This is a genomic window from Burkholderia sp. L-4 (assembly GCF_056856535.1).
This window is the reverse complement of sequence record NZ_JBXEOX010000003.1, coordinates 927751-940794: the sequence shown is the minus strand read 5'-3', so window position 1 is coordinate 940794 and position 13044 is coordinate 927751. Positions and strand designations below refer to the sequence as shown.

The following is a 13044-nucleotide window of genomic DNA, read 5'->3' as shown; positions in this document are numbered from 1 at the left end:
TGCCATGACCCAACCCTCCGCCCCGCCGCAGCCCACCGCCGAAGACGGCAGCGAGACCGACTTCGTCGCGGTGCTCGATATCCTGCTGGAAAGCCGTTGGCTGATCGCGATCATCACGTGCGTGCTGCTGGCCGCGGGCCTCGCGTATGCGATGCTCGGCAAGCCCGTGTTCGAAGCCAACATCATGGTCCAGGTCGAGGACAGCCCGGACACGTCGGCCGCCAAGTCGTTGCTCGGCGATGTCTCCGCGCTGTTCGACGTGAAGTCCTCGGCCGCCGCCGAGCAGCAGATCCTCGCGTCGCGCCTCGTCGTCGAACGCGCGGTCGACAAGCTCAACCTGTTCATCGACGCCGAGCCGAAGCGCTTTCCGCTGATCGGCGACTGGATCGCGCGCCATGCCGACGGCCTGTCCGACCCCGGCCTGGCCGGGTTCGGCGGCTACGCATGGGGCCGCGAGCACATCGACGTGCCGCGCTTCGACGTGCCGCGCAAGAACGAAGGCGATGCGTTCTCGCTGACGAACCTCGGCGGCAAGCGCTACCGGCTCGAAGGCGGCGATTTCGATGCGCCGGTCGAGGGCACGGTCGGCACGCTCGAGCATTTCAGCTCGCCGCGCGGGCCGGTCACGCTGCTGGTCGCGTCGATCGCCGCGAAGCCGGGCGCCGCGTTCGTGCTGGTGCGCAACTCGCGGCTGAAGACGATCGAGGACATCCGCGATCGCCTCAACGTGCAGGAGCGCGTGAAGCAATCGGACGTCGTCGTCGCCAGCCTGCAGGACACCGACCCGAAATGGGTCAGCGACACGATGAACGAGATCGGCCGCCAGTACGTGCGGCAGAACATCGAGCGGAAGTCGGCGGAGGCCGCGCAGTCGCTCGAGTTTCTCAGCGGGCAACTGCCGCAGCTCAAGCAGCAGCTGACCGATTCCGAGGCGCGCCTGACGAAGCTGCGCAACGAGCACGGCACGGTCGACCTCACCGAGGAAGCGAAGCTCGCGCTGGCGCAGACCGCCGACGCGAAGACGCGCCTGCTCGAGTTGCAACAGAAGCGTCAGGAGCTGATGTCGCGCTTCACCGAGCGGCATCCGAGCGTCGCGGTGATCGACGAGCAGATCGCCGCGCTGAACGGTTATCGGAATACGGCCGAACAACAGATCCGGCGCCTGCCGGACCTGCAGCAGGATACCGTGCGGCTGATGCTCGACGTGAGGGTCAACACCGACCTCTACACCGCGTTGCTGAACAACATGCAGCAGCTGCAACTCGTGCAGGCCGGCAAGACGGGCAACGTGCGCCTCGTCGACACGGCGGCGGTACCGGAAGTGGCGGTGCGGCCGAAGAAGGCGCTCGTCGCGCTCGCATCGCTGCTGCTCGGGCTGCTCGCCGGCTGCGGCACCGCGATCACGCGCTCGATGCTGTTCCATGGCATCTCCGATCACAACGAGATCGAGCGCCGTCTCGGCCTCGCGGTGTACGCGACGGTGCCGATCAGCGACCATCAGCGCGACCTGGCCGAGGAGGCCGCGCGCAAGCGCGGTCACAAGTCGATCCTGTCGATCGACTTCCCGAACGAACCGGCCGTCGAGTGCCTGCGCAGCCTGCGCACCGCGCTGCAGTTCGCGATGCTCGAGGCGAAGAACAACATCGTGCTGATCGCGGGCCCCACGCCGGGCGTCGGCAAGACCTTCCTGTCGGCGAACCTCGCGGTCGTGATGGCGAGCGCCGGCAAGCGCGTGCTGCTGATCGACGGCGACATCCGCAAGGGCCGGCTGCATGACTATCTCGGTTTTCCGCGCGGGCGCGGCTTCACGGAGCTGATCGCCGGCAGCGCGCGCGTGGAGGACGTGATTCACCGCGAAGTGGTCGACGGTCTCGACTTCATCTCGACCGGGACGATGCCGAAGAACCCCGCGGAGCTGCTGCTGAACCGCAATCTTGCGGCGCTGATGGACGACCTGTCGTCACGCTACGACATCGTCGTGATCGACTCGGCGCCGGTGCTCGCCGTGCCTGATACCGGCATTCTCGGCGCGGTCGCCGGCACCGCGCTGCTCGTCACGATGGCGGGCAAGACGAAGCTCGGCGAGATCGGCGAATCCGTGAAGCGCTTCGCGCAGAACGGGGTCCGCCTGAGCGGCGTCATCTTCAACGGCGTCAACCCGCGGCTTGGGCAGTACGGATACGGGTCGAAGTACGGCGGGTACCGCTACGTCGCGTATGAATACGGGGCGCAGGATGCGTGACGCGCTCACCGCCGCCGGCGGCCCGGCCCGCGTATCCGGCCGCGCATCGCGCACGGAGGCGAGATGATCAATCCACGGGATTCGATCGTGTCGCTTGCCGGCGTCGTGCTCGGCCAGATCGCGCTGTTCGCCTGCATCTTCGTGATCGGACGGCGCTTCGGGCCCGACTCGCTCGGCCATTTCAACTATCTGCTCGCGCTCGCGACCTTCGTCGGCACGCTGCTCGCGTTCCGCTACGAACTCGCGTGCGTCGACGACAGGCCGGGCGAGTCGTTCAACGCGTTCGTCAACGTGACGGCGCTGAGCCTGGTCGTGACCGCGGCGTTCGGCGTCGTGATTGCCGTCGCCGGGCGCCGGGATCTCTCTCTCGTCGCCGTCTATGCGCTGGCCACGTTCGTGCAACTGGCCGCCGGTTCCTATTTGAACAGCCTCAGGCGTTATGGCTGGATCGCGCTGTCGCGCGTGGTGGTCAACGGCATGTTCCTCGCGGGCCTCGTGCTGTCGCTCGCCTGCCCAGCGTGCGGAAGGGTCGACGTGTTCGCGCTGTACACGTGGGCGACCGCGGCGGTGTCGATCGTGATGGCCGCGGCCATTCTGCTTTCCGGCTATCGCGCCGGGTACGCGTTCAGGCTGTCGCGCGCGTTCTTCGTCAGGAACCGCCGTTTCGCGCTGTACATCCTGCCGTCGACGCTGTGCGCGTCGGTGCTGACCTACGCACTGTCGATCGCGATTCCGCACTGGTTCGACGCGCAGAGCGCCGGCTACTTCGCGGCTGCGTACCGGCTCGGCTTCTTTCCGGTGTCGCTGATCGCGCAGAGCGTCGGCGGCGTGTTTCGCCGTGACGCGATCGGTGCGATGGCGCGTCCGGATGCGGGCGCGACCGTGCCGCGCGTGTACCGGACCTACGCCCGCGCGCTCGCGGTGCTCGCGGTCGTGTACATGGCCGGCGGGCTGCTGCTGTTCGCGCCGCTCGTGAACCGGTTCTTCGGCCCGAGCTGGCACGGCTCGGTCGGGTTCTATCACAGCCTGATGCCGCTGTTCGCGCTGCAGCTGATCTACGTGCCGCTGTCGCAGATCTTCCTCGCGACGCGCGCGCAGCGCGTCGATTTCCTGTTTCAGCTGACCTGCGGCGTGTGCCTGTCCGGTGCGCTGGGCATCGCGCGGCTGATGAACCTGTCGGCCCCGGCGAGCGTGCAGGTTTTTTCGCTGACCGGCGCGGCGCTGATGGCAGCCGGCATCGCGCTCACGTACCGGGTCCTCGACACGAACCTGTCCCGATTCCGCGCGCTGGCGTGAGATCGCCGCAACGACGAATGAGCACACCATGATCCTGATCGTCATCGATTCCCTCGAGCGCTACTACTTCGCGACCCGGCTCGTGAGCGCGGTGCGGCACGAATACGAGTTCGCGTTCCTGACGAGCGAGCCGGTCGCGCATCTCGGCCTGCTGCTGAACGGCTATCGCTCGGTGTACTTGAACCGGCTGATGTCGATCGACGTGCCCGACGGGCACGCGGCCGACCGCACGCCGTACCCGCTGTCGATCGAGGTACTGAACGGGCAGATGACCGAGGCGCGCGCGAAGCGCGAGTCGGCGGCGATCTTCCATATCGCATCGGAGGTGCTGCGCGGCCTGCGGATCGAGCAGTGCGTGATGTGGAACGGACAGCAACTGGTGTGCCGCGCGGTGCGGCAGGCGTGCACGGTGTACGGTGTCGCGACCCGCTTCATCGAGATCTCGAACCTGCCGGGCAAGCTGTTCGTCGATTCGCAGGGCGTCAATGCGCTGTCGACGATCAGCCGCCACCCCGAGAGCATCGATCGGTTGCCGCTGCCCGACGAGCACATGCATGCGCGCTGGCTGTCGGCCTACGAGCGCTACAAGCAGATGCCGCTGCCGCAGGCGCGAACGTCGTTCGCGCGCAAGGCCATGTCGGCGACCAACTACGTGATGAAGGTGGTCAGCCGCGGCGTCGGCCGCCGGCGCCTGACGAGCGTGCGGGCGCGCAACGGGATGCCGGCGCCGCGCCAGGCCACGTACATGTCGGCGGACGCGCTGGCGACGAGACGCTATGTGTTCCTGCCGCTGCAGGTATCCGGCGACACGCAAATCAAGCTGCATTCGGACGTCGACAATCTCGAGGCGATCCGCCGTGCGTTCGCGTTCGCGGCGAACGAGAGCGCCGACCTGTTCGTGAAGCTGCATCCGGCCGAAACCGATGCGGCCGAGATCGAAGCGATCGTGCGCCTGCAGGAGACGTATCGCTTCGAAATCGTCACGTCGCCGACGACGGACCTGCTGCGGCACGCGTATGCGGTCGTCACGATCAATTCGACGGTCGGGCTCGAGGCGATGCTGTACGGCAAGCGCGTGGTGTCGCTCGGCCGCTGTTTCTACAAGGAGTTCGATCGCGAGCGGCTGCTGAAGTACATCCATTCGTTCCTGGTCGACGGCATCGACTACTTCGGCGCCGCGCGCATTCCCGCCGATGCGGCCCGGCGCGTGTTCGAGAGGCGGCACTGACATGGGCGTCACGTTGCGACAGACCGCCGAGGCGATCGCCGAAGACTGCCGCCGCAATGCGTTCGTGAAGACGCGCAGCGTGGTGATCTTCTACCGCGTCGTGCACTACCTCGCGTGCCGGAGCCGGTTCACGCTGCTGGCCGGCGCGCCGCTGATCCTGCTCTACATCGTGCTGTGCGACTGGCTGATGGGCATCGAGATTCCGGTGAAGACGAAGATCGGCAAGGGGCTCGCGCTCTATCACGGCACCGGCCTCGTGATCAACGGCTACGCGGTGATCGGCGACTACTGCACGCTGCGGCACGGCGTGACGATCGGCAACACGATCCGGAAGGACGGCACGCTCGGCGGCGTGCCGACGATCGGCGATCACGTGGAGTTCGGCGTGCACAGCGTTGTGCTCGGCGCGGTGCGGGTCGGCGACGGCGTGCGGATCGGCGCCGGCGCGGTGGTGTTGCGTGACGTGCCCGACCGTTGCGTGGCCGTCGGCGTTCCGGCGCGCATTCTCGACAACGAACAGGAACCGACATGAAAGTGTTCATTCTGCATCCCGGCAAGGCGAACTATCCCGAGATAGCCGCTTACCGCAGCCGCCTGGGGAAGCACGGGTTCGAGGTATTCGACGGCGATATCGACGCGTACGGGCGCTTTCCCGATCGGGACGTCTGCATCCTGTGGTGCATCATGGGTTTCTATCGCACGCTGCCGCCCGCGCGGTTCGTGATTCACGATTACCGGTCGCTGTCGGTCGGCCGGCTCGCGGCCGTCAAGGATGGCGTGAAACGCGTGCTGAACGTGCGGCCCGATCTGCGGATCTTCCAGAACGAGCAGATGCGCGACGCGATGGCGTTTCGAGATGGCGTGCGCACGTTGCTGTTGCCGATGGGCGTGCCGGACTGGATCTTCGCGCCGGCCGAGGCGGGGAGCGACCGTGTCGCGCCGATGCCGTCCGCCAGGTTCTGCTATATCGGCGAAATGAGCCGCGAACGCGGTTTTCAGAAGGTGCTGGCCGCCTATCGCGACGCGCGTCGCGACTCGTCGGACACGCTCGTGCTGGTCGGCCAGCCGGAGCCCGAGATCCACGCGGCGTTCGTCGATACGCCGGGTATCCGTTTCGTCGGCCGCGTGCCGCAACCGGACGCGCTGCGCATCGTCCGCGACAGCGAATACGCGGTGTGCTTCTTTCCGTATCACCGGCCGCATTGCTTCCAGACGCCGACGAAGCTGCTCGAGTACGCGTCGCTCGGCAAGAAGATCATCTGCAACGACGCGCCGTCGAACGTGCGCACCGCGCACGAACTCGGCATCCAGTGCCACGTCACCGGTGCGGCGATCTTCGACGAACTGTTTCCGCTGTCGCGGGTCCGGGCGATCCGGCCCGACCCGGCGGCGATGCAGTCGCTCGAATGGGGCCGCGTGATCGAGCGCTCGGGCGTGCTCGCGTTTATCGATGCGGTCGCGGGGCGCCGTCCGGGTGCCTGACGACGTCATTCGCCGTCAGCGCGGCGGCTCATCCCTCATGGAACGGATTCCGATGAAGATCGTCCACATGGTCGAATCCAGCGCCACGGGCACGTTGTCGATGGTGTGCCTGATCGCGAATCGCCTGGCATGCGAAGGCCACGACGTGCATGTCGTCTACTCGGTGCGGCCCGATACGCCGCCCGGTCTTGCCGCGATGTTCGACAAGCGGGTGTCGCTGCGCCACGTCCAGATGAAAGGCGCGGGCCTGCTGCGGACCGCGGGACGGCTGCGCGCGACGCTCAACGAGATCGGCCCGGACGTCGTACACCTGCACTCGTCGTTCGCCGGCTTTCTCGGGCGGCTGTCGACGCTGTTCGCGCTGCCGAAAGCGGCGTTCTTCTACAGCCCGCACTGCATCTCGTTCATGCGCCGCGACATCTCCGGCGTGAAGCGGCTGGCATTCGTCGGTCTCGAATGGGTCGCATGCGTGCGCAAATGCCTGTACGTCGCGTGCTCGGAAAGCGAGGGCCGGGCGATCCGCGCATGGCTGCGCCAGCCGGTGGTGGTGGTCGAGAATGCGGTAATCGACCGGCCGTCGTCGGTACCGGCGGGCGACGACGGCCGGCCGGCCGGCGGCCCCCTGCGCGTGGTGACGGTCGGCGGCATTCGCGCGCAAAAGAATCCGGCGCTGTTCGCGCAGATCGCGCACGGCCTGCGTGCGCGCGGCGTGCGCTTCGTCTGGATCGGCGACGGCGACGATGCATCGAAGGCGCGCCTGGCCGAGGCGGGCGTCGAGGTGACCGGATGGTTGCCGCACGACGAGGTCGCGCGGCGGCTTGCCGGCACGGACGTATACCTGTCGACGTCGTCGTGGGAGGGCATGCCGGTGTCGGTCATCGAGGCGATGCTGGCCGGGCGGCCCGTCGTCGTGTCCGGGTGCGCCGGTAATGTGGATGTCGTGCGCCATCTGCAGACCGGTGTGATCTACGCGTCGGCCGCCGACGCGGTCGCGTGGCTGGAGCGTCTCGCCGGCGACGGCGCGCTGCGCCGGGAGCTGGCACGGCGGGCGAGCGGCGAGGCGCGGCACCGCTTCGCCGAGGCGCGCTTGTTGGGCGAGCTCGTGCCGCTCTATGCTGCACGGGCGACCCGCTAACGACAGCAACCCCCATTTCGTGGAGAACCGTATGAATGTAACCCTCACCCCGGATGTCACCGTCGGCAACGACTTGCCGTTTGTCCTGTTCGGCGGCCTCAACGTGCTCGAAAGCCTGGACTTCACGCTCGACGTCTGCGGGACGTTCGTCGAGGTCACGCGCCGTCTCGGCATTCCGCTGGTGTTCAAGGCGTCCTTCGACAAGGCCAACCGCTCGTCGATCCACTCGTATCGCGGCGTCGGATTCGACGAGGGGCTGCGGATTTTCGACGCGGTCAAGCGCCGGTTCGGCGTGCCCGTGATCACCGACGTGCATGAAACCTGGCAGGCCGGGCCGGTGTCGCAGGTCGTCGACGTGCTGCAGGTGCCGGCGTTCCTCGCGCGCCAGACCGACCTGGTGGTCGCGATCGCGCGGACCGGCAACGCGGTCAACATCAAGAAGCCGCAGTTCATGAGTCCGACGCAGGTCGAGCACATCGTGTCGAAGTGCCGCGAAGCCGGCAACGACCGCGTGATCCTGTGCGAGCGCGGCTCGTCGTTCGGTTATGACAATCTCGTCGTCGACATGCTCGGCTTCCGCCAGATGCGCGACACGACGGGCGACTGCCCGGTGATCTTCGACGTCACGCACAGCCTGCAGATGCGCGATCCGGGCGGTGCTGCGTCGGGTGGCCGGCGGCGCCAGGTGCTCGACCTCGCGCGCGCCGGGATGGCGGTCGGGCTGGCCGGGCTGTTCCTCGAAGCGCATCCCGACCCCGACCGCGCGCGCTGCGACGGCCCGAGCGCGCTGCCGCTCGCGCTGCTCGACGCGTTCCTGCAGCAGGTGAAGGCGGTGGACGACCTGGTCAAGCGGCTCCCGCCGCTCGATGTCCGGTGAGCGGCGCGACGTATCGCGGGCCCGTGCGCCTGGTGCTGTTCGACGTCGATGGCGTGCTGACCGACGGCTTGCTGCACGTCACGCACGAAGGCGAGTGCATGAAGAGCTTTCACGCGCACGACGGGGTCGCGGTCGCGCTGCTGCGCGCGCACGGCATCCGCACCGGCATCCTGTCGGGCAAGCACAGCGGCGCGTTGACGTGGCGCGCGGCGCAACTCGGCGTCGACGTGCTCGTGAGCGGCTGCGACGACAAGGGCGCCGGTTATGCGGACATCAAGGCGCGGCAACGGGTCGACGATCATGAAGTCGCGTATGTCGGCGACGACGTGAACGATCTCCCGGTCATCGAACGCGTCGGCGTGTCGTATGCGCCGGCCGATGCGCATCGGCTCGTCCGCACCCGCGTCGACCATGTCGCGGGCGCGGCCGGCGGCCGCGGCGTCGCGCGCGAGGTGGCCGAGCATCTGCTGATGGAGGCCGGGCTGTCGCTCGACGACGCATACCGGCCGTTGCTCGAACAATGGAGCGGTCATGACGTCGTTCAATAACAGGCGGACGGTGCGCGTCGTGATTCCGGCGCGGTACGGTTCGGCGCGGCTGCCGGGCAAGCCGCTCGTCGATCTGGCGGGCGAACCGATGATCGTCCGCGTGCATGCGCGCGTGCGCCGCGCGCTGCCCGATACCGACATCGTCGTCGCGATCGACGACGCACGCATCGCCGAGGTACTCGACGCGCGCGGCATCCGGTTCGCGATGACCGATACCGGTCACGCGTCCGGCACCGACCGCGCGGCGGAACTCGCGCGGGCGTTTGGCTGGCCCGACACCGATGCGGTGCTCAACGTGCAGGGCGACGAACCGCTCGTGCCGACGGCGCTGCTGAGGGCATTCGCCGGATTTTGCGGCGCGGCGCCGGATCTCGGTGTCGCGACGGTCGCCTGCCCGGTCGGGCAAGGCGCGCTGCTCGACGAGCCGGCGATCGTCAAGCTCGTCGTGGATCGCCACGGCCGCGCGCTGTACTTCTCGCGCGCGGCGATCCCGTTCTGCCGCGACGGGCGGCCGGCGGCGGACGGTGCGAGCGGGACCGGGTTTCTGCGCCACATCGGCCTCTACGGCTACGCGAATGCGACGCTGCAGGCGCTGGCGAGCGCGGCACCGTGCGAACTCGAACAGCTGGAGAAGCTCGAGCAGTTGCGCGCGCTGTGGCTCGGCATGCCGATCGACGTGATGCGCTGGCCCGATGCGCCGCCCCCCGGCATCGATACGCCCGACGACGTCGCCCGTGTCGTCTCCCTTCTCAAACGACAAACCCATGATGCGACAGAACCATATTGAATCCGCCCGGCAGGTCTTCGAGATCGAGTCGCGGGCATTGGCCGGCGTGGCCGCGCGGCTCGATGCGAATTTCGAGCAAGCGGTCGAGATCGTCCTCGCGTCGAGCGGCCGCGTCGTCGTATGCGGGATGGGCAAGTCCGGCATTGTCGGCAGGAAGATTGCCGCGACGCTGTCCAGCACGGGTACGCCGGCTTTCTTCATGCATCCGGGCGAGGCCTATCATGGCGACCTCGGCATGGTGACGCCGGACGACGCGTTTCTCGCGATTTCGAATTCCGGCGAAACGGACGAGGTGATCAAGCTGATTCCGTTCCTGCGCGGCAACGGCAACGACCTGATCGCGCTGACCGGCAACCCGGCGTCGACGCTCGCGAGCGCCGCGCGGGTTCATCTGGACATCGGCGTCGAACGCGAGGCGTGCCCGTTGCAGCTCGCGCCGACCGCGTCGACGACGGCAACGATCGCGATGGGCGATGCGCTGGCGGTCACGCTGATGCGGGCGCGCGGCTTCCAGCCGGAACACTTCGCGCGCTTCCATCCGGGCGGCTCGCTCGGCCGCCGGCTGCTGTCGACGGTCGACGACGAAATGGCGCGCGGCAACCTGCCGTTCGTGACGGAGGCGACGTCGACGCTCGACGTGCTCGACGCGATGACGCGCGGCCGGCTCGGGCTCGCGATCGTGAGGCGCGACACCGGCTGGGGCATCGTGACCGATGGCGACATCCGTCGCGCGATCGAGCGGCATGGGGACGGCGTGCTGCGGCGCACGGCCGCCGACATGATGTCGATCGAGCCGTCGACGGTACGGCCCGGGACGCGGGTCGAGGATGCGTTGCTGCTGATGCAGCAGCAGCGCATCGGCGCGTTGCTGGTGGTCGACGGCGGCGACGTCGTCGGCGTGTTCAAGAAATAGCGAACGGGCCGCGCCCGCCGCGTGGGGCGGCGCGCGGGAGACGTGCCGGCACACCGGCGTGCGCTATTGCAGGCTTTGCGTCAGCGCGGCGGATGCCGCGTCCTGACGAAACCGGCGCACGCGCAGGAACGTGACGAAATTCGAGTCGTGCTGGCTCGCGGCGCCGCCTTCCGGGTCGTCGAACGCGACGCGCAGCACCGCGACGAGATCGTTGCCGTCGAATTGCCAGTCGACGTACTGGAAGCCGTGCCGTTTCGGATCGGCGTGCTGCAACACGACGCGCCGCGCGGTCCACTGCCGGAGATCGGGCGACGACAGCAGCACCAGCGTGTTGCGGACGCGTTCGAGGTTCATCCGCCCGGCGCTCTTCGGCACCGCATTCGTGATCGTCCAGTACTGCTTCGACTGCGGATCGAAGCGGATCGTGAACTTCTTCCCGGCGCCGGGCAGGTCGATGAAATCGCGTGCCGGGTCGAACGACAACGTGCGGCCGTCGTTGCCCGTCGCCACCAGCGCGGCCTTCTCCGGGCCGTTCGCGGTGTTCACGCGCAGCACGACGGCGGGCGCGGCGCCTTGCCGGCCGACCACGTTGCCTTCTTCCCATGACTGGAACCTGCCGTCGAGCCAGCGCTTGTCCGACGGCAGGTGCGCGGACGCGCGCCAGTTGCGGGCATCGAGCAGGTCGCGATCGACGGGCGCGGACAGGACCAGTGCACGCAGGTCGCCGTCCTCGACGCTTTCATACGCGCGCCACACGCGTCCACGATCGACGAGGACCGGCACCGGCCCGGTAATGTAGCGCCCCGCATAAGGCAGCAGCCCGGTGGACGCGTCGACCGGCGTGGTCCACGTTTCGCCGCCGTCTTCGGAGCGGCGAATCGTCGGCGTGCCCATCGAGCGGTTGGTCCCCATCAGGTACAGCGCACCGTTCAGCACGAACAGCGACGACCAGTACTGGTCCGACACGTCGCCGAGCTTCGACCAGGTCGCGCCCTTGTCGTGCGACGTGAACACGGACACCCGGTTCTGCGCCGACGCGGCGCCGAATGTATCGAAGCTCGCGACATAGTCGCCGTTCGGCAGCACGGCCAGCGACGGCGAGCCGAGATAGACGCGCGTGGCGGCCGGGCTGTGCGCGATCACCTCGCCGGGCGGCGCGGGCACGGTTTGCGCGCGAACCGCCGTCACCATGCAGCCCAGGCATAGCGCCGCGATCGTCGACCGTTTCAGCGCGCGGAACGTCGAGGCAGGTCGAAGCGAGTTCATGTCAGGTGCGCGAGCGGCTTGCCGCCGGATGCGTTCGGGATGGGACGGGCAACCGCGCGCCGGTTGGGCGCGTCCTGGTCGGCCAGCACGACGAACAGCAGGATGGTGAGCCAGAGCATGCCATAGAGCACGTGATACTTGAACAGCAGGATCGGCAGCAAATAAAGCAGATACTTGCGCCGGCCCTTGCGGCGGAACAGCATGACAAGCGCACCGCCGAACACGACGGAACCGGCGATGCCCGCGGCGAACACGAGGTAGACGTAGAACGAACTGTCCCGCACCTGGTAGCCGCGCAGGTGCGTTTTCCCGACGTTGTTGCGCTCGTCCCAGAACAGGCCGCCGCCGAACACGCCCGCGACGACGTCGCGCTCGGTCAGCTCGGTCAGCACGAGCGTCCGGCTGCCGACCGCATCGTAATCGACCGACTGGTTCACCCGCTGATCGTACACGCTGTAGAGCCAGGGCACGCACGCGAGCGCGACGACGACGACGGCGATCCGCGTCCGCAGCCGCCCGCGCCCGGTGAGCACGTGCAGCCCGCACAGCGCCGCGCAGACGACCATCGACGCGACCGAGAAGCTGAGCAGCGCGGTGGCGAACCCGATGACGGGCGCGAGCGTGATGCGCCGCTTCGACAGCAGCAGGATCACCGCGCTCGGGACGACCGTCATCGCATAGAACGACGGTTCGGAATACAGGCCCAGCGCACGGATCGAAATCAGGCTGTCGGACAGCGCCTTGGTCGCATAGAGCGCTTCGGAGTCCGCTTCGCGCACGTAACTGTCGAAATCGATGAAGGTGCCGGTTCCGAGGTAGAAGACGAGCTGGAACGTGAAGAACGCGGCATGCACGTAGATCAGCGTCTTGCACGCGGTGTCGAGCGATGCCCGTGTGAGTACGCCGCCGGCGAACATCCAGTAGCTCAACGCGATGTACGTCTGGATCAGCACGAACTTGATGAAGAAGTTCACGTAGAAATCGCCGAACGCGGACAGGATGAAGGCGAGGCAGGTGCTGATCAGCCAGTACGTGCACACCGGAAACAGGTGGCGCTGCCGGTTCATCAGTGTCGGCGCGCGCAGAAAGGCGAGCGCGCACAGCAGCACATACGCGGCGAAGGTGGCCCGCACGCTGAACGCGTTGAGCGAGAAGAACAGTACGCTGGCTGAAAAGAGCAAGGTCGACATGCGTGTGCCCGATCGGAGGCTCCGGATCCGCTGCGTGCCGGCCGTGCCGGCGCCGCGCGGCGAGAGGTCGTGCGGCGCGT

Annotated in this window: 12 protein-coding genes; 10 read left to right on the top strand and 2 right to left on the bottom strand. The window is 67.9% G+C overall.

What is annotated here, in order from left to right; translation table 11 throughout:
• Positions 1–4: 4 nt before the first annotated feature.
• The 10 genes from AC1VVG_RS34725 (at position 5) to AC1VVG_RS34680 (ending at position 10508) form a co-directional block, all read left to right on the top strand.
• Entirely contained in the window at positions 5–2242 is a 2238-nt protein-coding gene (locus AC1VVG_RS34725; protein ID WP_034190907.1) for a polysaccharide biosynthesis tyrosine autokinase, read from the top strand.
• 63 nt (positions 2243–2305) lie between these two features.
• Positions 2306–3538 carry a lipopolysaccharide biosynthesis protein gene (locus AC1VVG_RS34720; RefSeq protein ID WP_482837616.1) on the top strand — a complete coding sequence of 411 codons (1233 nt, stop codon included), beginning with the start codon at positions 2306–2308 and terminating at the stop codon, positions 3536–3538.
• Positions 3539–3566: 28 nt separating this feature from the next.
• Positions 3567–4766, top strand: coding sequence for a capsular polysaccharide export protein, LipB/KpsS family (locus AC1VVG_RS34715; protein ID WP_200086173.1), 1200 nt, complete (start codon positions 3567–3569; stop codon positions 4764–4766).
• 1 nt (position 4767) lies between these two features.
• Positions 4768–5298: a serine O-acetyltransferase gene (locus tag AC1VVG_RS34710; RefSeq protein ID WP_034190910.1), complete on the top strand. Its 531-nt coding sequence runs from the start codon at positions 4768–4770 to the stop codon at positions 5296–5298.
• Positions 5295–6248, top strand: coding sequence for a glycosyltransferase (locus tag AC1VVG_RS34705; RefSeq protein WP_200086176.1), 954 nt, complete (start codon positions 5295–5297; stop codon positions 6246–6248). Before AC1VVG_RS34710 ends, AC1VVG_RS34705 begins: the two co-directional genes overlap by 4 nt.
• A gap of 52 nt (positions 6249–6300) precedes the next feature.
• A complete protein-coding gene (locus AC1VVG_RS34700; RefSeq protein WP_124609277.1) occupies positions 6301–7383 on the top strand; it encodes a glycosyltransferase in 1083 nt (360 codons plus the stop codon).
• 31 nt (positions 7384–7414) lie between these two features.
• Entirely contained in the window at positions 7415–8260 is an 846-nt protein-coding gene (gene kdsA / locus AC1VVG_RS34695) for a 3-deoxy-8-phosphooctulonate synthase (protein ID WP_200086178.1), read from the top strand.
• Positions 8257–8808 (top strand): KdsC family phosphatase, encoded by a 552-nt coding sequence (locus AC1VVG_RS34690; protein ID WP_124609279.1) that lies wholly within the window; start codon positions 8257–8259, stop codon positions 8806–8808. Before kdsA ends, AC1VVG_RS34690 begins: the two co-directional genes overlap by 4 nt.
• Positions 8792–9595, top strand: coding sequence for a 3-deoxy-manno-octulosonate cytidylyltransferase (kdsB, locus tag AC1VVG_RS34685; protein ID WP_049032263.1), 804 nt, complete (start codon positions 8792–8794; stop codon positions 9593–9595). Before AC1VVG_RS34690 ends, kdsB begins: the two co-directional genes overlap by 17 nt.
• A complete protein-coding gene (locus AC1VVG_RS34680; RefSeq protein WP_034190915.1) occupies positions 9573–10508 on the top strand; it encodes a KpsF/GutQ family sugar-phosphate isomerase in 936 nt (311 codons plus the stop codon). The genes kdsB and AC1VVG_RS34680 overlap by 23 nt, the downstream gene beginning before the upstream one ends.
• 63 nt (positions 10509–10571) lie before the next feature.
• On the opposite strand, the gene AC1VVG_RS34675 is transcribed toward AC1VVG_RS34680, so the two are convergent.
• Positions 10572–11699: a sialidase family protein gene (locus AC1VVG_RS34675; protein WP_175027329.1), complete on the bottom strand. Its 1128-nt coding sequence runs from the start codon at positions 11697–11699 to the stop codon at positions 10572–10574.
• A gap of 71 nt (positions 11700–11770) precedes the next feature.
• A complete protein-coding gene (locus AC1VVG_RS34670; protein ID WP_482837615.1) occupies positions 11771–12964 on the bottom strand; it encodes a hypothetical protein in 1194 nt (397 codons plus the stop codon).
• Positions 12965–13044: the final 80 nt, after the last annotated feature.